Annotated in this window: 14 protein-coding genes and 4 pseudogenes; 5 read left to right on the forward strand and 13 right to left on the reverse strand. The window is 60.6% G+C overall.

Annotated elements, in window-relative coordinates:
• Position 1: 1 nt before the first annotated feature.
• From DPA2511_RS12775 to fbpC, 3 genes and pseudogenes are all read left to right on the forward strand, one after another.
• Positions 2 to 1033, forward strand: a complete 1032-nt coding sequence (locus DPA2511_RS12775) for an ABC transporter substrate-binding protein (protein WP_015854170.1) — start codon at positions 2 to 4, stop codon at positions 1031 to 1033.
• Between the two features lie 245 nt (positions 1034 to 1278).
• Positions 1279 to 3356: pseudogene (locus DPA2511_RS21740) on the forward strand (ABC transporter permease).
• Between the two features lie 15 nt (positions 3357 to 3371).
• A complete protein-coding gene (gene fbpC, locus DPA2511_RS12785; RefSeq protein ID WP_015854172.1) occupies positions 3372 to 4433 on the forward strand; it encodes a ferric ABC transporter ATP-binding protein in 1062 nt (353 codons plus the stop codon).
• Positions 4434 to 4528: 95 nt separating this feature from the next.
• Here the strand turns inward: fbpC and DPA2511_RS24170 are convergent, their stop codons facing one another.
• Both DPA2511_RS24170 and DPA2511_RS12795 read right to left on the reverse strand, forming a co-directional pair.
• Positions 4529 to 6067: a methyl-accepting chemotaxis protein gene (locus DPA2511_RS24170; RefSeq protein ID WP_015854173.1), complete on the reverse strand. Its 1539-nt coding sequence runs from the start codon at positions 6065 to 6067 to the stop codon at positions 4529 to 4531.
• Positions 6068 to 6290: 223 nt separating this feature from the next.
• Positions 6291 to 7172 (reverse strand): LysR substrate-binding domain-containing protein, encoded by an 882-nt coding sequence (locus DPA2511_RS12795; RefSeq protein WP_015854174.1) that lies wholly within the window; start codon positions 7170 to 7172, stop codon positions 6291 to 6293.
• 131 nt (positions 7173 to 7303) lie between these two features.
• On the opposite strand from DPA2511_RS12795, the gene DPA2511_RS12800 reads away from it, so the two are divergent.
• Positions 7304 to 8479, forward strand: coding sequence for a pyridoxal phosphate-dependent aminotransferase (locus DPA2511_RS12800; RefSeq protein WP_015854175.1), 1176 nt, complete (start codon positions 7304 to 7306; stop codon positions 8477 to 8479).
• 140 nt (positions 8480 to 8619) lie between these two features.
• Positions 8620 to 9396, forward strand: coding sequence for a transporter substrate-binding domain-containing protein (locus DPA2511_RS12805; RefSeq protein ID WP_015854176.1), 777 nt, complete (start codon positions 8620 to 8622; stop codon positions 9394 to 9396).
• Between the two features lie 213 nt (positions 9397 to 9609).
• Here the strand turns inward: DPA2511_RS12805 and cobA are convergent, their stop codons facing one another.
• From cobA to oxc, 11 genes and pseudogenes are all read right to left on the reverse strand, one after another.
• Positions 9610 to 10428 carry a uroporphyrinogen-III C-methyltransferase gene (gene cobA / locus DPA2511_RS12810; RefSeq protein ID WP_015854177.1) on the reverse strand — a complete coding sequence of 273 codons (819 nt, stop codon included), beginning with the start codon at positions 10426 to 10428 and terminating at the stop codon, positions 9610 to 9612.
• Positions 10429 to 10451: 23 nt separating this feature from the next.
• Positions 10452 to 13094 (reverse strand): nitrate reductase, encoded by a 2643-nt coding sequence (locus tag DPA2511_RS12815; protein WP_015854178.1) that lies wholly within the window; start codon positions 13092 to 13094, stop codon positions 10452 to 10454.
• Positions 13091 to 17213: pseudogene (nirB, locus tag DPA2511_RS12820) on the reverse strand (nitrite reductase large subunit NirB). The gene DPA2511_RS12815 and the pseudogene nirB overlap by 4 nt, the downstream one beginning before the upstream one ends.
• Before the next feature lie 14 nt (positions 17214 to 17227).
• The gene (locus DPA2511_RS12830) at positions 17228 to 18022 is read right to left on the reverse strand and encodes an ABC transporter ATP-binding protein (RefSeq protein WP_015854180.1); all 795 of its coding nucleotides are present in this window, start codon (positions 18020 to 18022) and stop codon (positions 17228 to 17230) included.
• A gap of 10 nt (positions 18023 to 18032) precedes the next feature.
• On the reverse strand, positions 18033 to 18947 hold the full coding sequence (gene ntrB, locus DPA2511_RS12835) for a nitrate ABC transporter permease (protein ID WP_015854181.1): 915 nt from the start codon (positions 18945 to 18947) through the stop codon (positions 18033 to 18035).
• A 12-nt stretch (positions 18948 to 18959) separates the two neighbouring features.
• A complete protein-coding gene (locus DPA2511_RS12840) occupies positions 18960 to 20216 on the reverse strand; it encodes a CmpA/NrtA family ABC transporter substrate-binding protein (protein WP_015854182.1) in 1257 nt (418 codons plus the stop codon).
• 395 nt (positions 20217 to 20611) lie between these two features.
• Positions 20612 to 20725, reverse strand: a pseudogene (locus DPA2511_RS23515) (IS630 family transposase); the annotation flags it as partial.
• A 247-nt stretch (positions 20726 to 20972) separates the two neighbouring features.
• Positions 20973 to 22211 (reverse strand): formyl-CoA transferase, encoded by a 1239-nt coding sequence (gene frc / locus DPA2511_RS12845; protein ID WP_015854183.1) that lies wholly within the window; start codon positions 22209 to 22211, stop codon positions 20973 to 20975.
• Between the two features lie 126 nt (positions 22212 to 22337).
• Positions 22338 to 22769 carry a PAS sensor domain-containing protein gene (locus DPA2511_RS12850; RefSeq protein ID WP_015854184.1) on the reverse strand — a complete coding sequence of 144 codons (432 nt, stop codon included), beginning with the start codon at positions 22767 to 22769 and terminating at the stop codon, positions 22338 to 22340.
• 5 nt (positions 22770 to 22774) lie between these two features.
• Positions 22775 to 24051 (reverse strand): annotated as a pseudogene (gene frc / locus DPA2511_RS21745) (formyl-CoA transferase).
• A gap of 38 nt (positions 24052 to 24089) precedes the next feature.
• The gene (gene oxc / locus DPA2511_RS12860; RefSeq protein WP_015854186.1) at positions 24090 to 25835 is read right to left on the reverse strand and encodes an oxalyl-CoA decarboxylase; all 1746 of its coding nucleotides are present in this window, start codon (positions 25833 to 25835) and stop codon (positions 24090 to 24092) included.
• Positions 25836 to 25865 lie beyond the last annotated feature (30 nt).

Below are 25865 nucleotides of genomic sequence, written 5' to 3' on the forward strand. Positions count from 1 at the left end.
CATGAAACCTACCCTGCTCTCCGCATTGGTCGTCGCCGGGCTGGCCGCCGCCGCATTCACCGGCAGCGCGCACGCGAAAGGCCGTCTGGTGGTTTACTGCAGCGCCACCAACGAATTCTGCGAGGAAGAAACCAAAGCCTTCGGCGAGAAATACGACGTCCAGACTTCGTTTATCCGTAACGGCTCCGGCAGTACGCTGGCGAAAATCGAAGCGGAGAAGAAAAACCCGCAGGCCGATGTCTGGTACGGCGGCACGCTGGATCCGCAATCACAGGCGGGAGAGATGGATCTGCTGCAACCCTATGCATCGCCGAATCTGGCGCAGATCATGCCGCAGTTCCGCGACCCGGCTAAACGCAAGGGCAACTACTCCTCCGCCGTGTACATCGGTATTCTCGGCGTCGGCGTCAACGTCAACCGGCTGAAAGAGAAAAACCTGCCGGAGCCGACCTGCTGGAAAGATTTGACCAACCCCATCTACAAAGGCGAGATCCAAATCGCCGATCCGCAAAGCTCCGGCACCGCCTACACCGCGCTGGCCACCTTCTCCCAACTGTGGGGGGAAGATCAGGCGTTTGACTACCTGAAGAAACTGAACGCCAACATCTCGCAATACACCAAATCCGGCATCGCGCCGGCCCGCAACGCCGCCCGCGGCGAAACCGCCATCGGCATCGGCTTCCTGCACGACTACGCCCAAGAGAGAGAAGCCGGCGCACCGCTGAAGCTGATCTCCCCGTGCGAAGGATCCGGCTATGAAATCGGCGGCGTCAGCATCCTGAAGAATGCCCGCAATCTGGACAACGCCAAACTGTTCATCGACTGGGCGCTGTCCAAAGAAGCGCAGGAACTGTCCTGGAAGAAAGGCAAATCCTACCAGATCCTGACCAACACCACGGCGGAGGCCTCGCCGAACTCGCTGAAACTCAGCGAGCTGAAGCTGATTAACTACGACATGGATAAATACGGATCCGAAGAGGTTCGCAAAGCGTTGATCACCAAGTGGGTGAGCGAAGTGAAGATGGGTAAATAACCCCGACCGGCGCCGACCGCACGCTATAGCCGGCTGTACGTCATAGCCAGTTATACGTCATAGCCGATGGTACGTCATAGCCGATGGTACATCATAGCTGAAGGTACGCCGCAAACCGTTTCAACACCGGGGACGCCGGGGAGATGGCCCCGACGCCGCCCGCCGGTTTGCGCGTTCCGCCGGCCAGCGTTGCCGGTCAGGCGCCTATCGCACCCTGTTATTCGTCAATACCGAGGGAAACCACCATGTCTCATTCACTCTCTGCGGCGCCGCCAGCTCGCCGGGATGCCATTTTTATCTGGATCGGCGTCATTGCGCTGTCGTTCGCGTTGCTGCCCGCCTGGAGCCTTGACTACGGTCTGACCGGCGCCACCCGGGAAGAACTGCTGAATGCCTATGGCTGGTCGGGGGGCAACATCAGCCTGCTGTGGTTGTTGCTGCCGCTGTTATTACTATTGCGTCCGGCGACGGCCGCCCCGCGCAAGCGGCGCGGTCGCCACCTGTTCGACGCCGGGTACGCGCTATTCTGCGCCCTGTTCATGATAGCCAGCGCCGTGGCAGTCAACCGCGGGCTGGGCTACGCCGCCATCGGCATCCTTATCGCGCTCGGCGCCGTCATGACGCTTGCCTTTTCCCGGCTGGAATGGCTGGGCGGCGATCGCTTCGTCATCGGTTCGCTGGTAGCGATTATCGCGCTGATCGGCGTCTTTATTCTCTATCCGAGCATTGCCATCTTTCTGCCGATGTTCACCAACAGCGCCGGGAAATTCGTCCCGCTCGGCTTTATGACGGTACTGAGCCAGTCCCACATTCTGCAGGTGATCGCCAACTCGTTCCTGTTGTCTATCGCCGTCGGGGTCGGCTGTACCTTCTTCGGTCTGGTGCTGGCTATTTACACCACCCGCATCGCCAAACGCTCCGCCATTCTGGGCCGGGTCTTCTCCATCCTGCCGATCGTCACGCCGCCGTTTATCGTCGGTCTCGGGGTGACGTTGATGATGGGGCGCTCCGGCTACGTCACTGAATTTATGGCGGAGGTGTTCGGGCTGAAAAATACCAACTGGCTATACGGTTTTACCGGCATCTGGATTGCGCAGGTACTGGCCTTTACCCCGATGGCGTTCATGATCCTCGACGGCGCCATCAAAACCATCCACCCATCGCTGGAAGAGGCCTCCTACACCCTGCGCGCCAGCCGCTATCAGACGTTCTGCCGGGTCTTCCTGCCGCTGCTGAAACCGGCGCTGGCCAACGCATTTCTGATCGTCATCGTGCAATCGCTGGCGGACTTCAGCAACCCGCTGGTGCTGGGCGGCAACTTCGACGTACTGGCGACCCAGATCTATTTCTACATCACCGGCGCACAGCTGGACTATCAGGCCGCCAGTACGCTGGGGGTGATCCTGCTGGTGTTCTCGCTGGCGGTGTTCTGCATCCAGTATTTGTGGATCGGCAAACGCTCCTACGTCACCATTTCGGGCAAGTTCACCCGCGGCGACGTCCAGCCGCTGCCCCGCAGCATGGTGGTCGGCGTCACGCTGATCCTGGCGGTCTGGGTGGCGTTCAACACCTTGTTGTACGGCAGTATTTTCTACGGCAGCTTCACCGTGAACTGGGGCGTGGACTATACCCTGACGCTGCAAAACTTCGTGCGGCTGTTCGGGCAAGGGTTCAGCGACGGCGCCTGGCCTTCGCTGCTGGATACGCTGTTGTACGCCGGCATCGCCGCGCCGATTACCGCGCTGTTCGGCCTGCTGATCGCCTACATCGTGGTGCGCCAACAGTTCAAGGGCAAGAAAACCATCGAGTTCACCACCATGCTGTGCTTCGCCGTGCCGGGCACCGTGGCGGGGATCTCCTACATTCTGGCGTTCAACAGCGCGCCGGTATACCTCACCGGTACGGCGGCGATCGTCATTATCTCCATGGTGATGCGCAACGTGCCGGTCGGGATCCGCGCCGGCATCGCCGGGTTGGCCAGTTGGATAAATCGCTGGACGAAGCCTCGCTCAGCCTGCGCGCCGGCTCCATGCGCACGGTGATGTACATCCTGCTGCCGTTGTTGCGCCCGGCGATCCTGTCGGCGCTGATTTACAGCTTTGTCCGCGCCATCACCACCGTCAGCGCCATCGTGTTTCTGGTCACGCCGGAAACCCGCGTCGCCACCGCGTATATCCTCAACCGGGTGGAGGACGGCGAGTACGGCATCGCCATCGCCTACGGCACCATCTTGATCGTGGTGATGCTGGCCATCATCTTCCTGTTCGACTATCTGGTTGGCGAAGCGCGCATCTCCCGCTCCAAAGCCCAAAACCGTCAGTAATTCGGAGTGACCATCGTGAATAACGCATCCACAGAAAAAAACTTTGTTGAACTGAAAGGCATCACCAAACGGTTCGGCGACAATACCGTGCTGGACAACCTGAATCTGGCGATCCCGCAGGGCCACATGGTCACATTGCTCGGCCCCTCGGGGTGCGGCAAAACGACGGTATTGCGACTGGTGGCCGGGCTGGAGAAACCCAGCGACGGCCGCATCTTTATCGACGGCGAAGACGTGACCGATCGCGCCATCCAGCAGCGCGATATCTGCATGGTGTTTCAGTCCTACGCCCTGTTCCCGCATATGTCGATCGGCGAGAACATCGGTTACGGGCTGAAAATGCTGGGGCGCCCGAAGGGGGAAATCCGCGACCGGGTGCGCGAAGCACTGGCGCTGGTGGATTTGGACGGGTTCGAAGAACGCTATGTCGATCAAATCTCCGGCGGCCAGCAGCAGCGCGTGGCGCTGGCGCGAGCGCTGATCCTCAAGCCCAAGGTGTTGCTGTTCGACGAGCCGCTCAGCAATCTGGACGCCAACCTGCGTCGCAATATGCGGGAAAAAATCCGTGAGTTGCAGCAGCAGTTCAATATCACCTCGCTGTACGTGACCCACGACCAGAGCGAAGCCTTCGCGGTATCCGATACCGTGCTGGTGATGAACAAAGGGAAAATCATGCAGATCGGCGCGCCGCAGGCGCTGTACCGCCACCCGGCGTCGCGTTTCATGGCCAACTTCATGGGGGACGCCAACGTCTTTCCGGCGCGTCTGCACCGCGATAGCGTGGAGATCTTCGGTTATCACGTACCGCGCCCGGACGGGTTCGCGCCAGGTCGGGACACCTGCACCGTAGGGGTTCGCCCGGAAGCCATCACTCTGAATCAGGAAGGACAGGACAGCCAGCGTTGCACCATCCGACAGGTTGCCTACATGGGGCCGCAGTATGAGGTCACGGTGGACTGGCATGGGCAGTCGCTGCTGTTGCAGGTCAACGCCACCCAGTTGCAGCCCGGCGCGGGCGACCAGCTGTTCCTGCAGATTCATCCCTACGGCATGTTTACGCTGGAAGATGCCGCCTGACCGGTGCCGGCCGGCGCCCGTGCCGCACCCGGCATCATGCCGGAAACGGAAGGGCGAAAACAAAAGGCCGGCGACCATCTCGCCGGCCCCACACCTTAATGCAACGCAAAAACCTGCACCGTCTGGCGCAGTTTCCCCGCCTGTTCATCCAGCGACGCGGTCGCCGTGGCCGCTTCCTGCACCAATGCGGCGTTCTGATGCACCACGGTATCCATTTGCGTCACCGCCTGATTCACCTGACCGATGCCGATGCTTTGTTCGTTGGAGGCGGTGGCAATCTCGGCCATGATGTCGCGCACCTGAGTAATGGAGGCGACAATCTCCTGCATCCGCTCGCCGGCATCGGCGACCTGCTGCGAACCGTCGTTGACCCGAACCATGGAGTTGTCGATCAGCACCTTGATATCTTTGGCGGCCGACGCGCTGCGCTGCGCCAGTGAACGCACCTCTCCCGCCACCACCGCAAAGCCGCGACCTTCTTCACCGGCTCGCGCCGCTTCCACCGCCGCGTTCAACGCCAGAATATTGGTCTGAAACGCAATCCCTTCGATCACCTTGATAATGTCGCCCATCTTACGCGACCCTTCCGAAATCATCTCCATGGTCTGCACCACGCTATTGACGACATTCCCGCCCCGCTCCGTGGCTTCGGAAGCGCGCACCGCCAGGTGCCGGGCATGTTCGGCGTTATCGGCATTCTGTTTTACGGTAGACGTCAGCTGTTCCATGCTGGCAGAGGTTTCAGCCAACGACGCCGCCTGCTGCTCGGTACGGGAAGAGAGATCGTAGTTGCCCTGCGCAATATTGCTGGTGGCATTGCTGATGGACTCGCTGGTGTATTGAATCTCCCCCACCAGCGACACCAACTGCTCCTTCATTTTGGCCAGGCTGTACATCAGGCTGGAGGTATCGTTACTTTGCAGCGGCACCTCCGCCGTCAGGTTGCCGGCCGCGATCTCAGACAACAGCCCGGCCGCATAGGCAGGCTCGCCGCCCAACGCCCGATAGATACTGCGCGCCATCAGCCAGGCAATGGCGGAGACCAGCGCCAGAATCACCACGGAAAGGACGATCAGCGTGGTCGCCAGTTTCCAGAACATGGCGTTGATATCCTGATAGAAGAACCCGGTGCCGATCCACCAGTTCCAGTCAGATACCGCCACCACGCCCTGCAATTTAGGCTCCGGCTCCAGCTCCGGCATGCGCCTGATGTAGATATCCATCATCGCCATGTCCGATTTCGACAACGCCTCACGGTAAGCGTCGTTATCCGTGACGCCGTCCGCAGTATGGTTGCCGCCGGCTTTTTTCCCCAGCAATTGCTCATTGGGGTGCACCAGGTTGATGCTGTCGGCGGTGGTCGCCCAGTAATAGCTGGTGGCTTTGGGCGCATTCATTTGCGTCAATGCATTCTGAGCCTGCTTCTGCGCCTGTTCGCGCGTCAGCTGGCCGCTTTTTTCCAACCCTTTGTAATACTCGGCAACGTGTTTCGCCTTGTCGAGCAGAATGGAGATCTCACTGCGGCGTGCATCAACCAGCGCAGACTTTAACGACGTCAGAGAAATGAGGGTAAGACAAATAAATCCCACTAAAGCCGCACAGACCAGTACCAGTAATTTTGTCGATATTTTCATGATGTCCCTATATTTTTTTGAGAAGCTGGCTTTACTGTATCGACACGGCGTAGGACGTTCTGTGACCGACTTACTGAATTACACAGCAAGTGGTATTGACATCGTAAAACTTTGAACTAAATGAAAAAAATTCAATATTTATCAATAAAAAATAGCAACATAATATGTGGCGGTACGTCTCGATTAAGCGTATAGCGGGCGAACCGCCCGGCGCAAACCGGCATCAGATCGGCGCCGCCATGGCGCCGGCGAAACAATCGATAAAATCCGTCAACCAATCAGCCTGCATATCCGGCCGGTGCACCAGATAATAAGCGGCGCCGGTCTGCGCGGTGTCGACAAACGGCATCACCAGCCGCTGGCGCTGAATATCTTCCGCCACCAACGTGACATCCGCGATGGCGATGCCAAACCCCTGGATCGCCGCACTGATCGCCAAATCCATCGTGTCGAACTGTTGATGACGGCGCATCAGCGTTTCGCTCATGCCGTTCTCGCTCAGCCACAGCCGCCAGTCGCGTCGGTCGTGGGTGGGGTGCAACAGCGTCAAGCGGGAGAGCTGTTCCCGCGTCAGGGTATGTTGCCCGGCGGGCAGCAAGTGGGGCGCCAACACCGGCGACAGCACTTCATCGAACAGTTTGCCGTCGTGCTGCAACGGCGCGGCGTCAGGTGCGAAAATCACTGCCACATCAAATTGTTCGTGACGAAAATCAACGCCGTGATCCGTGGTGGTGCTCAACGAGACATGCAACTCCGGCCGTCGTTGTTCCATTTTCATCAGGTGCGGCACCAGCCAGCGCATGGCGCAGGTTGGCGCTTTCATGCGCACCGTTCCGTTTTCACGCGCTTTTTCTGTCGCCTTGAACAGACGTTCAAACACCTCGCGAATTTCCGGCAGCAGCTGGCTGCCCTGGGGCGTCAGGCGCAGCCCGCGGGCGTGGCGCTGAAACAGGGCGAACCCGAGCCACTCTTCCAGCATCGCCACCTGACGGCTGACGGCGCCCTGCGTCACAAACAACTCTTCGGCAGCGCGAGTGAAATTGAGATGACGCGCCGTTACCACAAAAGCGTGCAATGCATTCAGAGGTGGAATGTGTTTATTCATGATGTGGATTACCGTTGAGCCATGCGTTTTTTTCATGGCTATTATGACAACAATTCGATTGTGGCACTACCGCTAACACCGTCTAATAACTGCATAGTTATTCATTTTTCCCGCCGTCAACGGAGATAACCATGCCGATCCAAACCCCGGTACAGTTTCATTCCAAGCTACCCGATGTAGGAACCACCATTTTTACCGTTATCGGTCAATTATCCAGCCAGCACCACGCCATCAACCTGTCGCAGGGCGCGCCCAGCTTCCCCTGTTCGCCGGAACTGATCGCCGGCGTCACCCGTGCGATGACGCAGGGACACAACCAGTACGCCGCCATGTCCGGGCTGGTTTCGCTCAAAGAGATCGTCGCGGAAAAGGTTAAACGTATTTACGGCCAGCACTACGATGCCGGCAGCGAAGTCACCATTACCGCCAGCGCCAGCGAAGGGCTCTATTCGGCCATTTCCGCGCTGGTGCATCCCGGCGACGAGGTGATCTATTTTGAGCCCTCCTTCGACAGCTACGCGCCGATTGTCCGCCTGCAGGGCGCGACCCCCGTCGCCCTCAAACTGTCAGTGCCCGAGTTCGCCATCAACTGGGACGAAGTGCAGGCCGCCATTACGCCGCGCACCCGGATGATCATCATCAATAGCCCGCACAACCCCAGTGGGCAGGTACTGAGTGAAAACGATCTGGCGCAACTGGCCGCCATCACCCGCCATACCGACATCGTGATTCTGTCGGACGAGGTGTATGAGCATATTGTGTTCGACAACCAGCGCCACCACGGTATGGCGACCCACAGCGAACTGGCCGCACGCAGCGTGATTGTCTCCTCGTTCGGTAAGACGTTCCACGTCACCGGCTGGCGCGTCGGTTACTGTCTGGCACCGGCTGAGCTGATGAACGAAATCCTCAAGATTCACCAGTTCATGATGTTCTCCGCCGATACGCCGATGCAGTATGCATTCGCCGACTACATGGCGGACCCGGCTACCTACATGACGCTGGGCGATTTCTACCAGCAGAAGCGGGATGTGATGATTGCCGAACTGCAAGACAGCCCCTTCACGCTGCTGCCGTCGCACGGTTCATTCTTTATGCTCGCCAGCTATGCGCATTTCAGCGATGAAAGCGACAGCGAAATGGTCAAGCGCCTGATCGTCGACCACGGCGTCGCGACCATTCCGTTGTCCGCGTTCTATACCGACGGCACCGATAACAAACTGATCCGCCTCTCCTTCTCGAAGGATGAGGAGACCATCCGTGCCGGCGCCAGGGCACTGTGCCAGGTAACGGGCCGCCGCGCCTGATGCGTTGAAAAGAATCGGCCATCAACGGCTTGCCCCCGCAAATAAGCATTGATGGCCGCTGAAAATAACGTGCGATAACCCCATCCAGGGTTACGATGATTTGATAACTATTCACTGATTGACCGGAGAGCGTTCCCGCTATGAAAAAATTAAGCATGCTGATGTTGTCACTGGGTTTACTGTCTTCCTCTTTCGCCATGGCGCAGACCGAATTGCGTTACGGGCTGGAAGCGGAATATCCGCCGTTTGAAAGCAAAAACGCCAAGGGCCAGCTGGAAGGTTTCGATATCGAGCTGGGCAACGCCATCTGTCAAGCCGGAAACTTCAAATGTTCCTGGTCGGAAACCTCTTTCGACGCCCTGATCCCGGCGCTACAGGCCAAGAAATTCGATGCCATCAACTCAGCGATGAACATCACCGACAAGCGTAAAGAAGCCATCGACTTCACCAACCCGATCTACCGCATTCCGACCCAGCTGGTGGGTAAGGCGGGCTCTGGCCTGACACCGACCGCCGAAGGGCTGAAAGGCAAAAACATCGGCGTACTTCAGGGCTCCATTCAGGAGGTGTACGCCAAGGCGCATTGGGAACCTAAAGGCGTCACCGTCACCTCCTACAAAGACCAGAACCTGGTGTATGACGATCTGTCGGCAGGCCGTCTGGACGGCACGCTGGTGATGGCGGCGGCCGGCCAATCCGGCTTCCTGGACAAACCGGAAGGCAAAGGCTTCGCGTTCCTCGGCAACGCGGTGGAAGACGATAAGATCCTGGGCAGCGGCATCGGTTTCGGCCTGCGTAAAGGCGACGAAACGCTGAAAACCGAACTGGATAACGCCATCAAACAGGTGAAAGAAGACGGCACCGTTGAAAAACTGGCGAAGAAATACTTCCCTGGGTTTGACGTGCGCGTGAAGTAATCCGCAGAGATCCCTGTTTCACCGCCAGGCCGGCCGCTATAACGCTAATGCCGCACCGTGAAACGTGATTCGACGGAAAAACCCAGAGAGGCGCCTGAAAAGGCGCCTCTCTCGAGGGGCGTTCCACTGACGTCGGCCTTCACCGACCGACATCAACCCTGTCGATGCCGGTCTTCTCATTCAGCATTTGTCTTCTCCGGGCCGCGTGGTTGATTACGCAGCCACGGTTCTCATCATCGTATCACCGGCCACCCGCAACGCCGGATGGCGGCAAAAACGCACCACGTCCCCCACCACCAGCAGGCTCGGCGACTGTGGCTGATAACGCGCCAGCAATACCGGCAAGGTCGCGAGCGTCGCCGTCAGCAACCGCTGATCCGGCTGAGTGCCGCGTTCAATAATCGCCAGCGGCGTAGCGGCCGCCAGCCCATGCGTCAACAGTTGCTGACACAGCCGGCCGGCATGGCTGAGGCCCATATAAAACACCAGCGTCTGCCCGGCCGTCGCCAGCGAGGGCCAATCGAGCTGGGGTTCGCCGTCGCGGGCATGCCCGGTGATAAAACGCAGCGACTGGGCACAGTCGCGATGGGTCAACGGCAATCCGACCGCCGCCGCACAGCCGATGGCGGCGGTGATCCCCGGCACCACCTGGCAAGGAATGCCGCGCTGCTGTAAATAATCCATCTCTTCGCCGCCGCGGCCGAAGACGAACGGGTCGCCGCCCTTGAGGCGCACCACCCGCTGCCCCGCCTCTGCCAGATCCGCCAGCAGTGCGTTAATCTCCGGCTGCGGCAGCGAATGGCACCCCTGCCGTTTGCCCACATCAATACGCAAAGCATCGACAGCAACCAGCGCCATCACCTCCGCCGATACCAGACGATCAAACACCACCACTTCCGCCTGGCGGATAGCACGCAGCGCCTTGATGGTCAGCAGTTCCACATCGCCCGGCCCGGCCCCCACCAGCCAGACTTCACCCGCGCCGAGGGTATTTGCCGCCGTCACCGGCAGTGCTATGGATTGGATTTTCATCGTACAACCTCTTCTGGTGGGTGTTATCCGGCCCGCCGCTGCGCTGTCGATGCAGACTGGCGTTGCAGTAACGACTTGAGTTCAGGAATACAGGAACCGCAGTTGGTGCCGCATTGCAGCCGTTCGCCCAACTGCGCCACGCTGCAACACCCCTGACGAATCGCCTCGGCAATACGCTGCTCGCCCACGGCGAAACAGCTGCATATCGTCCGCCCGTCCGACACCCCTTGCGCTGAACGCCCCGCCAACAACGCCAGACGCTGCTGCGCCGTTTGCGGCGGATGCGCGAAGGCGGCATACACCGCCTCGCGATCCAGTTGAACTTGCCCGTCGCGCACATACAGCGCCGCCATCGGCTGTTGCTGACGCCAGCCCACCGCGTGGAATAGCCCATCGCCCTGCGCCTGCTGGAAGGTGACGCCGTCCAGCGCATACTGCTGCGTCAGCCACGCCAGCCAATCGTCCGGCGCATAAAGCCCGGCCAGCACATAGTGCGTCAGCCCGTCGGCCGTCAACCGACTCCAGTAATGACTGTCAGGCGGCGGCATCTCGCCGCGCAAAAACAGCTCCCCCTGCCAGGCGGCGGGCCAGCGCTGCAACCGAACCCGCGCCTGCTTGCTCTCCGGTTGGCCGGAATGCGGATCGGTCACGGCGGGGATCAGGCAATCCGCCCGCGCCTGCTGGCTGAACTGCCGGTTCCAGTGCATCGGCACAAACAAACTGCCCGGCCGTTGTCCCGGCTGAATCTGCGCCCTGACCAGCATCCAGCCGCTTTCGGCGCTGATACGCACCAGATCGCCGGGTTGAATGCCATAGCGTTGCGCCTCCTGCGGATGCAGCTCGCAGTAAGGCTCCGGCGTGTGTTGCATTAACCGGGATGCTTTGCCGGTGCGCGTCATGGTGTGCCACTGATCGCGGATACGCCCGGTATTGAGCACCAGCGGATAGGCGGCGTTAGGCTGATGGCGCGGCAACTGCGGCGTCACCGGCAGCAGCCGCGCCTTGCCGTCCGGGTGCCAGCAACGGCCGTCGGTATACAACCGTGCGGTACCCATCTGCGGTGTCTCGACCACCGGCCACTGTACCGGCGCCAGTTGTTGCCACTGCGCGTCGCTCAGCGTCGCCAGCGCACGGATGTTAAAGGCGCGCTGCCCGTCATTCTCAAACCCGGACAGCGCCGCGTGTTCGCGGAAAATCTGCGCCGGATGGCGGTAATCGAAGGCGGCGCCGAACCCCATCCGCTGCGCGACTTGCGAGAGGATCCACCAGTCGGCGCGGGCCTCTCCCGGCGCGGGCAAAAAAGCGCGCTGCCGGGAGATACGCCGCTCAGAGTTAGTCACCGTGCCGTCTTTTTCGCCCCACGCCAGCGCCGGCAGCAGCACATCGGCGCAGTCCGCCGTATCGGTATGCAGCATCACGTCGGAGACGATCACCAGCGGGCAGCACCGCAACGCCTGCCGCACCCGATCCGCGTCCGGCATCGACACTACCGGGTTAGTGCCCATGATCCAGATAGCTTTAACCTGCCCTTCCTCCACCGCCCGGAACAGATCCACCGCCAGCAAACCCGGTTGGCTCGCTACCCGTTCGCTGCCCCAGAAGCGGCCGACGCGATCCACCTCTTCCGGGCTGAATCCCATATGCGCCGCCAGTTGATTCGCCAACCCGCCGACCTCGCGGCCGCCCATGGCATTCGGCTGACCGGTAATCGAAAACGGCCCGCAACCGGGCGCGCCGATGTTGCCGCTGAGCAGGTGCGCGTTGATGATGGCATTGCACTTGTCGCTGCCGGACGAAGACTGGTTGATGCCCTGTGAGTACAGCGTCACCGTCCGCGCCGTGGCGGCGAACCAGTGAAAGAATTGCGTCACCAGGCGCTCGTCGAGCTGGCAAAACTCCGCCACCTGCGCGGGCGTCCACTGTTGCGCCGCCTGTAGCGCGTCGGCTACGCCGGATAAGTGCTCGCCACCCGGCGCGCCTTGCTGCGCCAGATAGCGCAGCAACCCGTTGAACAACCCGGCATCGCTGCCGGGACGCAGCGGCAGATGCAGATCCGCCACATCGCAGGTGGCGGTACGTCTCGGGTCGATGACCACCACCCGCATCTCGGGCCGGCGTTGTTTTGCCTGCGCCAGCCGTTGATAGACCACCGGGTGGGCCCAGGCGGCATTAGCGCCGACCAGCACCACCAAATCCGCCAGTTCGATATCCTCATAACTGCACGGCACCACGTCTTCGCCGAACGCCCGTTTGTACCCCACCACCGCAGACGCCATGCACAGCCGAGAATTGGTGTCCATGTTGGCGCTGCCGATAAACCCCTTCATCAGTTTATTGGCGACATAGTAATCCTCGGTCAGCAGTTGGCCGGATCCGTAAAACGCCACCGACTGCGGCCCATGTTCGGCGATGACGGCGCCAAGGCGTGCGGCGACGCCGTCCAGAGCCTGTTCCCAACTGACGCGCCGCCCGCCCACCATCGGCCACAACAGCCGGCCCTGTAGATCCAGCGTCTCCCCCAGCGCCGCCCCTTTGACGCACAAACGCCCCCGGTTGGCCGGATGTTCCGGATCGCCGGTGATGGCGACACGGCCGTCCGCTTGCCGATCGGCGATCACCCCGCAACCGACGCCGCAATACGGGCAGGTGGTGCGGCAGCCGCTCATAATGCCTCCGCCAGCACGGTCACGCCCAGCGGCTGGCTCGCTACCCAGATGTCATCCTGTTCAAGGCGTACCGGCCACACCTGCACCGCCAGGCGGTCATCATCCGGGCTGACGCCGTCACGTAAGCGAAAACGCTGTTTGTACAGCGGCGAAATCACCACCGGTTCGCCCGCAGTGTCGCCGACGATACCGCGCGCCAGCACATTGGCGCGACTGGCCGGCTCCAGATTATCCAGCGCAAACAGCCTGGCATCCTGTCCCGGCACATGGAATACGGCAACCTGATGCCCGCCGACACGTACCGCCATGCCGGTGTGCGCCGGGATATCGCTCAGGCGCCCGACCCGCAGCCAACTGGCGGCAGGGACATCCTGCGGCATCGCCGATACGGTTTTTTCCTCTGCGGTGGCGGGACGCGGCTGATGCCGCTCCGAGACCATGACCACCGATTCGTCCGGCGTATCGCTGTTGAGAAAGGCGCGAAACAGCGCCCGACGATCCGGTTGCGTCACGGTGGTGCGCCATTCGCACTGATAGCTGTCGACCACCTGCTGCATCTCGCTTTCCAGCTCCGACGCGATACCGAGGCTATCGTCGATGATCACCGCCCGCAGGTAGTCGATGCCGCCTTCCAGATTATCCAGCCAGGTACTGGTGCGTTGCAGCCGGTCGCCGGTGCGGATATAGAACATCAGCACCCGGTCGATTAGCCGGATCAGCATGGCGGTATCCAGATCGCTGGCGAACAGGTCGGCATGACGCGGTTTCATGCCGCCGTTGCCGCACACGTACAGATTCCAGCCCTTGTCGGTGGCGATGACGCCGATATCCTTGCCCTGCGCTTCCGCGCACTCGCGGGTACAGCCGGAAACCGCCATTTTAATTTTGTGCGGCGAGCGCAGGCCTTTGTAGCGGTGCTCCAGCGCAATCGCCAGCGTGGTGGAATCCTGCACGCCGTAGCGGCACCAGGTCGAGCCGACGCAGGATTTCACCGTGCGCAACGACTTGCCGTAGGCGTGGCCGGTTTCAAACCCGGCGTCGATCAGCGTCTGCCAGATATCCGGCAGCTGTTCCAGCCGTGCGCCGAACAAATCGACACGTTGCCCGCCGGTGATCTTGGTGTAAAGCTGATAGCGCTGCGCCACCTCACCGATGGCGATCAACCCCTGCGGGGTGATTTCGCCGCCGGGCACGCGCGGCACCACCGAATAGGTACCGTCTTTTTGAATATTGGCCAGGAAGCGATCGTTGGTGTCCTGCAACGGCAGATGATCCGGGCTGAGCACATAATCGTTCCAGCAGGATGCCAGCATGGAGCCCGCCAGCGGCTTACAGATTTCACAGCCCAACCCCTGCCCGAATCGAGCCAGCAATTGGTCAAAACTGCGAATCTGGTGCACGCGGATCAGGTGATACAGTTCCTGTCGCGAATAGGCGAAGTGCTCGCAGACATCCTTTTTCACTTCAATACCGGATTGCGCAAGCTGGTACTCCATCACTTGCTTGAGCAGCGGCACACAACCGCCGCAGCCGGTGCCCGCCTTGGTACAGGCTTTTAACGACGCCAGATCGGTGCAACCCGCGTCCACCGCGGCGCAGATATCCGCCTTGGTGACGTTATGGCAGGAGCAGATTTGGGCGCTGTCCGGCAACGCCGCTACCCCGAGCGCTTTCGGCGCCGCGCCGTCCAGCGCCGGCAGGATCAGCGACGCCGGCTGCGCGGGCAACGGCATATCGTTGAGTTTCATCTGCAACAGGGTGCTGTAATCACTGCTGTCGCCCACCAGAACCGCCCCCAGCAGCCGTTTCCCGTCCGCCGAGACGATGATTTTCTTGTAAACCTCCCGCGGGCCGTCGTTCCACTGGTAACTCTGGCTGTCCGGCGTCGCGCCGTGGGCGTCGCCGATGGACGCCACCTCCACCCCCAGTAGCTTGAGCTTGGTGCTCATGTCCGCGCCGGTAAACGCGCTCGTCCGGCCCGCCAGCCCATCCGCCACGACACGCGCCATCTGATAGCCCGGCGCCACCAGGCCGAAGATCTGCCCCTGCCACAGCGCGCACTCGCCGATGGCGAAAATATCCGCGTCGGAGCTGCAACAGCGATCGTCAATCAACACGCCGCCGCGCGGGCCAAGCGTCAACCCGGCGTCACGCGCCAGCCGATCCTGCGGCCGAATACCGGCGGAGAACAACACCATGTCCGTTTCAAGCTGGCTGCCGTCGGCAAACGCCAGCCGATAGCGAGCCTGTTCCCCGGTCTGTATCGCGCGGGTTTCTTTGCCGGTGTGCACCCGCACGCCCAGTGCTTCAATCTTGCGCTTCAGCAATGCCGCGCCGCCGTCGTCCAGCTGTACCGCCATCAGGCGCGGCGCGAATTCCACCACATGGGTTTCCAGCCCGAGCTGACGCAGCGCGTTGGCGGCTTCCAGCCCCAGCAGGCCGCCGCCGATCACCACGCCGCTACGGGCTTCACGCGCCTGCGCGGCGATGGCGTCGAGATCATCCAGCGTGCGATAAACCAGACAGCCGGGATGATCGCTGCCGTCAATCGGCGGGACGAACGGATAAGAACCGGTCGCCAGCACCAGCCGATCGTAGGCGGTCTCACGACCGGCGGCGTCACGCACGCAGCGGCGCTGCCGATCAATCGCCGCTACGGCGCAACCGGTGCGCAGTTCAATGTCGTGCTGCTCGAAAAATCCGGCGCTGACCATCGACAGCGATGCGGCGCTGCGTCCGGCAAAATATTCCGACAGATGAACCCGGTCATACGCGGGGTGGCGTTCTTCGCCAAACACCACAATGTGGTAATCCCGGTGCAGGTTGCGTTCCACCAGTTGCTCAAGAAAATGGTGTCCGACCATACCGTGTCCAATCACCACCAATACGGGTTTGTTCATCACAGACGTCCTTACAGCTTCAGGCTGTTCATCAGAAAAAGGGCTTGCCAGCAGCAACGAGGCGGGAACCGGAACGTTGTCGGACTCCATGGCCGACAACAACGACGCGCTATCGCCGACATAGCCATACAGCAATGCGCCGCACAGGCGGCCATCGCGGAAAATCAGTCGGCGGTAGTGACCGCTAAGCGGGTCGGAAAGGGTGTATTGACGATCGGCGGCCTGCGGCTCCAGCGTACCGGCGCTGACCACATCCACCCCGCTCACTTTGAGACGGGTCGCCAACGGCGTCGGCACATAGTCGGCGATCGGCTGTCCTGCCAGCCGGTGCGCCAATACCTGCGCCTGCGCCAGACAGGGCGCCACCAGACCAACGGTTTCCGCCGTTCACTTCACTGCACTCCCCCAGCGCGCTGACGGCGTCATCCACCGTGCGCAGCTGGCCATCCGCCAGAATGCCGCGACCACACGGCAAACCGGCGTCCCGCGCCAGCTCAACCACGGGTTGCACCCCCGTGGCGATCACCACCAGACCGGCTGAAACGCGCTCTCCCTGCGCCAACACGACCGCGTCCACCTGCGCGGTTCCCGCCAGTGCCGAAACCTGTACGCCGGTCAGACAGCGGATCCCGCGCGCCGCGAGGTTCTCCTGCAACAACGCGCTGGCGGCGCCGTCCAACTGGCGCTCCATCAGGTGCGGATGACGATGCAGCAAGGTGACGTCGGCGCCGCGCTGACGCAACGCCGCCGCGGCCTCGATCCCCAGCAGGCCGCCGCCGATCACCGCCACGGGGCGCCCCTGACGTACCGCCGTCAGCATCTGTTCCACATCATCCAGCGTGCGAAAGCCCAGCACGCCCGGCAGATCGATGCCCGGCAGCGGCGGCATGAAAGGTCGTGAACCGGTGGCGATCACCAGATGGTCGTAGCGCAGGCGACGACGTTCTGTCGTCAGTTCGCGGGCGCAACGATCGATGCGCAGCACTTTCTCGCCGGTCAGGTAGTCCACCCGCAGCGCTGGCGAAGGCGATGCCAGCACGGTATCGGCGAACGTTTTTTCCCCGCCAAGTACCGGGGAGAGCAGTACGCGGTTATAACTGGCGCGCGGCTCACTGTCGATAACCACAACGTGGTAGATCCGGGGCGCCAGCTCCGCTAAACGCCGCACCAGACGGGCGCTGGCCATGCCGTTGCCGATAATCACCAGACGAATGCTCATGCCGCCTCCTGACCCTATGCCGCGTGCGGCTGCTTCTCGTAAAGGAAATGCAGCACCTGCTGACGGTACTGGTGATAGCGAGGCTCATCCGCCAGCGCCACGCGCGAGCGCGGTCGCGCCAGATCCACCGTCATGATTTCACCGACCGTCGCCGCCGGGCCGTTGGTCATCATCAGCACCCGGTCGGACAGCAGCACCGCTTCGTCCACGTCGTGGGTAATCAGGACGATGGTGGTGTTCAGCCGCTGCTGGATCTCCATCACCGCATCCTGCAAATGGGCGCGGGTCAGCGCATCCAGCGCGCCGAACGGCTCGTCCATCAGCAGCACTTTGGGCTTCATCGCCAGCGCGCGGGCGATGCCCACCCGCTGTTTCATCCCGCCGGAAATCTCGTGCGGGCGTTTGTCGAGCGCGTGCCCCATATGCACCAGCTCCAGGTTGTGCACGATCCATTCATGCATCTCCGCCTTGCTCATCTGGCCGCGGAACACCTGCCGCACCGCCAGCGCCACGTTGTCGTAGGTGGTGAGCCACGGCAACAGCGAATGGTTCTGGAACACCACCGCCCGCTCCGGGCCGGGGCCGACGATTTCGCGGTTGTCGCACAGCAGGCCGCCGCTGCTCGGTAGCGTCAGCCCGGCGATCAGGTTCAGCAACGTGGACTTGCCGCAACCGGAGTGGCCGATGAGGCTCAGGGTTTCGCCGGTATGGATATCAAAACTGACGTTATCCAGCGCCAGAAACGGCCCGCTGGCGGTGGTAAAGCGCTGGCTGACCTGCTGAATGCGGATAATCGGTTGTTGGCGCATGGTGATCTCCTTAACGGTTTTCATAACTGAAGCGGCGGGCCAGCAGCATCAGCCCCTGTTCCAGCAGCAGCCCCACCACGCCGATGATGAAGATGGCGATGATGATGTTAGGCACATTGAGGTTGTTCCACTCGTTCCAGATCCAGAAGCCGATGCCGACGCCGCCGGTCAACATTTCGGCCGCCACGATCACCAGCCAGGCGATGCCGATGGACAGACGCACGCCGGTCAATACGCTCGGCAACACCGCCGGCAGCAAAATTTTGTACATGATGGTGAATTCAGACAGGCGCAACACCCGCGCCACATTGAGGTAATCCTGCGGGATACGGCGTACCCCCTCGGCGGTATTCAGGATCATCGGCCAAATGGAGCAGATGAAAATGGTCCAGCTGGACGCCGGTTCGGCGCGCTGGAACAGCAGCAGCCCGATCGGCAGCCAGGCCAGCGGGCTGACCGGGCGCAGCAGCGCAATCAGCGGGTTGAACATCGCCGCCATAAACCGGAAACGGCCGATCAGAAAACCGGCGGGAATACCCACCAGCGCCGCCAGACCGAAGCCGACCGCGACGCGCCGAATCGACGCCAGCACGTTCCAGCCGATACCCTGATCATTCGGGCCGGCGACGTAAAACGGATCGGCGAACAGGGTCAATGCCGCCTGCCAGGTCTGCCACGGCGTGGGAAAGCCTTTGCTGTTCAACGCCGCCAACTGCCAGACGCCCAACAGCAGCAACAGCCCCAGCATGCCCGGTAAAACCAGGCTCAGTAGGCGAGTGAGACGCGACCACGGCGCAACCGCCGGCGCTACCGGTGTGACGTCGACCGTGTTGGCCGCATTTTCCGGCAGAGAGACGATCTCCGCGCTGACGACCGGCGCGTCTGGCTCCGGCGTAAGAGGGATGACATTGGTCTGCATTTTCATCGTCGTGCTCCGTTATTTTTTCACGCTAAAACTGTTGGCATATCCGGCGGGATCGCTGCCGTCCCAGCGCTTGCCGTCGATCAGTACGCTGCTGCGCATGTCGCTGCCGGGCAGCGGCACATTGCCCACCGCGCTGGCAGCCTGCCGGTAGATATCGCTACGGTTGACCTGACGCGCCACCGCCAGATAATCCGGCTCCTGCGCCGCCAGCCCCCAACGCTTGAACTGGGTCAGGAACCACATGCCGTCGGACAACCAGGGGTAGTTCACCTCGCCGCCGCGGTAAAACTGCATGGCGTGCGCATCCTGCCAGACCCGCCCGGCGCCGTTGTCGTACTGGCCGAGCATGCGGCCGACGATGGCCTCTTCCTGGGTGTTGACATAGGCGCGGCCGGCGATGACGCGGGCGGTTTCCCGCCGGTTATCGTCGGAGGCATCGATCCAGCGCGACGCCTCCAGCACCGCGGCGGTGAGCGCGCGGGCGGTATTAGGGTTGGCGTTGACCCAGTCGGCGGTGGTGCCGAGAATTTTTTCCGGATGATCCGGCCAGATGTCCTGCGAGGTGGCGGCGGTGAATCCCAACCCTTCGATGATGGCGCGCTGGTTCCAGGGTTCGCCCACGCAGTAACCGCTCATGTTGCCGATCTTCATGTTGGTGACCATCTGCGGCGGCGGCACCACCACCGTGCGCACGTCGTCAAACGGATTGATGCCGGCGGCGCCCAGCCAGTAATAGAGCCACATGGCGTGAGTGCCGGTGGGAAACGTCTGGGCGAAGGTATAGGTGCCCGCCGGGCTGGCGGCGATGTATTTTTTCAGGCTGGCGCCATCCGTTACGCCGGCTTCGCGCAACGTGTTGGCCAGCGTGATGCCCTGCCCGTTGTTGTTGATGGTCATCAGCGAAGCCATGTTGTGTTGCGGGCCGCCCGCGCCGACCTGTAAGCCATACACCAGGCCGTAGAGTACGTGGGCGGCGTCCAGTTCGCCGGAAACCAGTTTGTCCCGCACCGCCGCCCAGCTGGCCTCTTTGCTGGGGACAAGGGTGATGCCGTATTTTTTGTCGAATCCTTTTACCGCCGCCATCACCACGGAAGCGCAATCGGTGAGCGGAATAAAGCCCACCCGGACTTCTTTCTTTTCCGGCGCATCAGAACCCGCCGCCCAGGCGTGGTTCATCACCCCCGGTAGTAACAGCGTTCCGCCTACTACGGCGCTGCCCGCCAGAAACTGACGACGGGAAAAGGTTTTGGGGGATTGGGAATCACTCATTGACGACACCTCAGCCATTACGCCACTGCCGCGGCGAAAAATAAAAAAGGCGCCCACAAGACATGCGAAATCCGCATGCTTATGGACGCCTTTGCCCGAAGGTTCCTCCCGCGCCGCCATTAGCGGGGAAAAACCGCGATAAATTGTTAGCAGGGATATAGCAAGAGCTGTGCCAGAGTAAAAAACTCTGCGTTTTACCGTGCTGCACACCGCGGCAATGCGATGAAAGACTCGGCATAGAAATGAAAAAATGTGATGAATATCAATAGAAATAGGGGGTTGGGCAGAACTCGAACACCGCAGGCAACCGCATGGACAGGCAGCACATCCACTGCAGATACGTTCACGGCACCTGCACCGTCGTCAGGCAGATCACGCACGCTTTATGTGCATAAAGCCCAACCCTTAATCAACTGGGTTCGGTGATAACCCGCTCCGTCCAGTATCACATGGATTTTTTGTCGGTAATCGAGGTAACGTTTACGTATCTCGATGAAAAAACGAGCAATGCGTAACGGGTCGCGCCTCAGCGCACGTTCACTGTTGACGCCGTGACGCCATTAGAGCTGTGTACCGACTGGCTTGTTTACTGAATGGCTTGTTTACTGAATGGCTTGTTTACTGAATGGATTGCATACCGGCTGAGCATTCCGTTGCCATGCCCCCCGACGCTGGGGAGGTGCCGGTACATGGTGACAGACGGGATGTCATGTCACCGGCATTCACCCGTCAGCGTCGGTAAGCGGTATCAGGCCATCAAATGACGTTCTTGTCGCGCAGGGCCGTCACGGCTGTGCTGTCATAGCCCAGTTCACGCAGAACCTCGTCGGTATGTTCGCCGTGCAGAGGGGATCGGGTGATATCCACCGGGCTGTCGGACATTTTTATCGGCATGCCAACAGTGGTGTACCTGCCGCGCATTGGATGATCAACCTCGACGATGGTGCCGCTGGCGCGCAGGGCATCGTCTCTGGCGATCTCTTTCATTGAAAGCACCGGGCCGCAGGGGATGTCGTAATGGTTGAGAATTTCCATCACCTCGAATTTGCTCTTGGTCATCGTCCACTGTTCGATGCGCTGGAAGATGGCGTTGAGTCTTGGCAGGCGGGCGGCGGGGGTGTTGAAACGTTCGTCCTCGATCCAGTTTTGTTCGCCGATCAGGTTGCATATCGCCGGCCAGACCGCCGCCTGAGCGATGAAATAGAGGTAGGCGTTGTGGTCGGTTTCCCACCCTTTGCATTTGAGGATAGAACCCGGCTGGCCGCCACCCGACGCATTGCCTGCGCGCGGCACCGCGTCGCTATGCGGGAATGGCGGATATTCATCCAATACGCCGGTGCGTTCCAGCCGTTGCTGGTCACGCAGTTTGACCCGGCATAGATTGAGCACGGCGTCTTGCATCGACACCGAGACTTTTTGTCCGCGCCCCGTGGTATGACGCTGGAAAAGCGCGGAGACAATACCCAGCGCCAGGTGCAAGCCTGAGCCTGAATCGCCGATCTGCGCGCCGGTAACCATCGGCGGGCCATCGTTGAAGCCGGTGGTTGACGCCGCGCCGCCGGCACATTGGGCGACATTCTCGTAAGATTTGCAGTCCTCGTAACGACCTGGCCCGAAGCCCTTGACCGAGGCGAGGATCAGGCGTGGATTGGTGGCGTGGATGTGCTCCCAGGTCAGTCCCATGCGATCCAGCGCGCCGGGTGCAAAGTTCTCAACCAGTACGTCACAACGCCTGATCAGGCTATCCAGTACCTGCAGGCCTTCGGGTGTTTTGGTGTTGAGGGTGACGGCGCGTTTGTTGTGGTTCAGCATCGTAAAATACAAGCTGTCCACGCCGGGAATGTCGCGTAATTGCTTGCGTGTCGCGTCACCCTCGCCGACACGTTCGATCTTGATAACGTCTGCGCCCATCCAGGCGAGTAGCTGGGTACAGCTTGGGCCAGACTGAACATGGGTAAAATCGATAATTCTGATCCCGTCTAATGCCTTGCTCATGATAATTCTCCTCGACTCTCATTCACCTCGACGCGATTCACCGCGCTTCATCCTTCCTCGGTCTGTTTGCCCTGAGCGTCAGAGGCGACGGTCAGGGCGTGTCGTCAGTCGACTTTTTAGGGCGGTTTATGTCGGTCGCTTTGCTTGCTGTTCTGCCTCAGCCAGACGCTTGCGCAGCGTGCGTTCTTCGTTGAAGCGTGTCGTGTCGTCACGGATGATGGCGGCGATGGAGGCTGGCTGCCCCGCCTCCCCAGGCAGCAAGGCCACGGTGAAGGCGATGGAAATCGTGCCGCCGTCACGCGTCAGGGCCGGTACGTTAAGTAACGAGGTGCCGTATCGGGTGGTGCCGCTGTGCAGGGTCTGGTGGTAGCCAGACCAGTGCCGCTGGCGTTGCCGCTCGGGAATGATGATGTCGAGCGAGGCGCCCAGCGCCTCGCCCTGGGTGAAGCCGAACAGACGTTCGGCTGCGGGGTTCCAGGCGGTGATGATGCCGTCGGCATCGCAAATAATCACGGCATCACCCACCGCTGAGAGGAACTGCTGTAGCGTGAGCGCCATCGTGCTTACACCGCTTTAGCTGTGTGAATGAGCGCAATCTGCTCTGTCGAGTAGCCCAGTTCCGCCAGCACGTCGTCGGTATGCTCGCCGAGCAGCGGCGAGGCGGTAATCTCAGGTTTGAGAGTCGAGAACTTGATCGGGCAGCCGACGGTCCAGTAGCTTCCGCGCACTTTGTGCGGCACTTCGACGATGGAACCGCTTTTACGCAGCGATTCGTCGTGCAGCAGTTCCTTCATCGACATCACCGGCGCACAAGGGATGCCGAACTTACCGAAGTATTCCACCGCGTCGAATTTGTTTTACCGGTCCTCAGAATGAAACTTTCAATGGCGCCGAAAATATCCATGATGTGCGGCTGGCGCGCCTTCGGGGTGGTAAACGCCGGGTCTTCCCGCCATTCAGGGCGCTCTATCGCATCGCAAATCGGCGTCCAGACCAGATCCTGTACCGTGAAGTAGATGTAGGCATTGGGGTCGGTCTCCCAGCCTTTGCACTTGAGGATCCAGCCGGGCTGGCCGCCGCCGCCGGCATTCCCGCCGCGCGGTACCACATCGGAGAACGGTTCATGCGGATACTGCGGGTACTCTTCCAGATAGCCGACTTTGTCCAAACGCAGTTGATCGCGCATTTTGACGCGGCAGAGGTTGAGCACGGCGTCCTGCATGGCGCAGGCGACTTTCTGCCCTTTGCCGGTTTTCTGGCGACCGATATAGGCAGTCAGAATACCGATGGCTAAATGCATACCGGTATTGCTGTCGCCTAACGCGGCGGCCGAAATGGTCGGCACGGCATTCTCTCCCTTCCACCAGCCGGTGGTTGAAGCCGCCCCACCGGCGCATTGCGCCACGTTTTCATAGGCTCGCAGGTGTTCGTAGTGGTGGCCTTCGCTGAAGCCTTTGACAGAGGCAAGGATCATGCGGGGGTTCAGTTCCTGAATGTGCTCCCAGGTAAACCCCATGCGATCCAGCGCGCCGGGGCCGAAGTTTTCCACCATCACGTCACATTCTTTGATCAGCCGGGTCAGCACTTCCTTGCCCTCGGGCTTTTTGGTATCCAGTGTGAGTGAGCGCTTATTGCTGTTGAGCATGGTGAAATACAGGGCGTCCGCATCCGGGATGTCGCGTAATTGGTTACGGGTGATGTCGCCTGAACCCGGACGTTCGATTTTGATCACGTCTGCGCCGAACCACGCCAGCATTTGTGTACATGCCGGGCCTGCCTGTACGTGGGTGAAATCGATGATTTTGACGCCAGCCAACGGCAAATCTTTGTTGTTATTCATAGAATTATCTCCATTTTGTGTATGAATGACCAAAGCGATTATTTTTTGATGGCTTTGGTTGGGTTCAGGTTGGTAATGCGGCCACTTTCGGTGCCGACCGTCTCGTCGATAACCGCGTTGATCAGGGTTGGCTTACCGGAGGCAATGGCTTCATTCATGGCGCGATGCAGTTCATCCGTGGTGGTGACATGCACGCCGACGCCGCCAAACGCCTGCATCATCATTTCGTAGCGTGCGTCTTTGACGAACACGGTGGGCGCCATGTCCGTGCCGCCCGCGGCATTGGTGTCGGTCCCTTTGTAGATGCCGTTGTTGTTGAACACCACAATGCAGACGGGCAGGTGGTAACGGCAGATCGTTTCCACTTCCATGCCGCTGAAACCGAAGGCGGAATCGCCCTCAATGGCGATGACGGGTTTGCCCGTGACCACCGCGCCAGCGACGGCAAAGCCCATGCCGATACCCATCACCCCCCAGGTGCCGACATCCAGACGTTTGCGCGGCAGGTACATGTCGACGATGCTGCGGCCAAAATCCAGCGTGTTGGCCCCTTCGCTGACGACAATCGCTTCCGGGTTATCCTTCACGACCGCTTTCACCACGCTTAATGCACTATGGAAATTCATCGGTGATGGACGGGCGGCCAACATGTCGGCCATCTTGTTGATGTTTTTGGCTCTGCGTTCGGCGATAACGCCGGTCCAGTCATTCGACGGCTTGGCCCAGTCATTGCCGATGCCGTTTAGCAACGCAGTGACGCAAGAACCGATATCACCGATAAGCGGTGCATCAATGGCGACATTGCTGTCGATTTCAGTCGGCGCGATATCGATCTGGATAAATTTCTTCGGCCCGTTTTCCTGCCCCCAGGTTTTGCCTTTACCGTGTGAGAGCAACCAGTTCAGACGAGCGCCGATCAGCACCACCACATCCGCTTCTTTCAAAACGTAGGAGCGTGTGGCGGCGGCTGACAATTCATGCGTATCCGGCAGCAAGCCTTTAGCCATCGACATCGGCAGGTAGGGAATACCGGTTTTTTCGACCAGGGTGCGAATCTCGGCATCGGCACGGGCGTAGGCCGCCCCTTTGCCCAGCAGAATCAGCGGTTTTCTGGCGTTTTTGAGCAACGTAAGCGCACGGGCAACCGAATCCGGGGCCGGGAGCTGGCGAGGGGCCGGGTCGACAACCTTGATGAGTGACTGGCGTCCGGCATCCTGTGGTAGGGTTTGCGAGAACAGTTTAGCCGGCAAATCCAGATAAACCCCGCCGGGGCGTCCAGAGACGGCGGCACGAATGGCGCGGGCGATACCAACGCCGATGTCTTCGGCTCGCAATACGCGAAAGGCGGCCTTGCACAGCGGTTTAGCGATAGCCAGTTGATCCATTTCTTCGTAATCGCCTTGCTGTAAGTCGACGATTTCACGCTCGCTGGAACCGCTGATCAGGATCATCGGGAAACAGTTGGTTGTCGCGTTAGCCAGCGCGGTCAGGCCGTTCAGAAAGCCCGGTGCGGACACCGTCATACAAATACCGGGTTTACCGGTAAGAAAACCGGCCGCCGCCGCCGCGTTACCGGCATGCTGCTCATGACGGAACGAAATCACCCGCAGCCCTTCTGCCTGGGCCATGCGCAACAGGTCGGTAATCGGGATACCGGGTAAGCCGAAAAGGGTATCGATATCGTTGAGTTTGAGCGCCTCCAGAAAAAGGTGAAAGCCATCAATCAGTGTTGTTTTTTCTGATGCTGCCGCATTGGCAGTATCGATTTCGGTAATAGCAGACATAAAACCTCGCTTTTCATTTCCAATATCATG

Source organism: Musicola paradisiaca NCPPB 2511 (genome assembly GCF_000400505.1).
GTDB classification, from domain to species: Bacteria; Pseudomonadota; Gammaproteobacteria; order Enterobacterales; family Enterobacteriaceae; genus Musicola; species Musicola paradisiaca.

Coding starts and splice junctions, on each gene's coding strand:
- DPA2511_RS12795 (WP_015854174.1), bottom strand. CDS start 7,172: ATGAATAAACACATTCCACCTCTGAATGCATTGCACGCTTTTGTGGTA.
- frc (WP_015854183.1), bottom strand. CDS start 22,211: ATGAGCAAGGCATTAGACGGGATCAGAATTATCGATTTTACCCATGTT.
- oxc (WP_015854186.1), bottom strand. CDS start 25,835: ATGTCTGCTATTACCGAAATCGATACTGCCAATGCGGCAGCATCAGAA.
- DPA2511_RS12840 (WP_015854182.1), bottom strand. CDS start 20,216: ATGAGTGATTCCCAATCCCCCAAAACCTTTTCCCGTCGTCAGTTTCTG.
- DPA2511_RS12800 (WP_015854175.1), top strand. CDS start 7,304: ATGCCGATCCAAACCCCGGTACAGTTTCATTCCAAGCTACCCGATGTA.
- DPA2511_RS12830 (WP_015854180.1), bottom strand. CDS start 18,022: ATGCGCCAACAACCGATTATCCGCATTCAGCAGGTCAGCCAGCGCTTT.
- DPA2511_RS12775 (WP_015854170.1), top strand. CDS start 2: ATGAAACCTACCCTGCTCTCCGCATTGGTCGTCGCCGGGCTGGCCGCC.
- DPA2511_RS12850 (WP_015854184.1), bottom strand. CDS start 22,769: ATGGCGCTCACGCTACAGCAGTTCCTCTCAGCGGTGGGTGATGCCGTG.
- DPA2511_RS12815 (WP_015854178.1), bottom strand. CDS start 13,094: ATGAGCGGCTGCCGCACCACCTGCCCGTATTGCGGCGTCGGTTGCGGG.
- DPA2511_RS24170 (WP_015854173.1), bottom strand. CDS start 6,067: ATGAAAATATCGACAAAATTACTGGTACTGGTCTGTGCGGCTTTAGTG.
- ntrB (WP_015854181.1), bottom strand. CDS start 18,947: ATGAAAATGCAGACCAATGTCATCCCTCTTACGCCGGAGCCAGACGCG.
- cobA (WP_015854177.1), bottom strand. CDS start 10,428: ATGAAAATCCAATCCATAGCACTGCCGGTGACGGCGGCAAATACCCTC.
- DPA2511_RS12805 (WP_015854176.1), top strand. CDS start 8,620: ATGAAAAAATTAAGCATGCTGATGTTGTCACTGGGTTTACTGTCTTCC.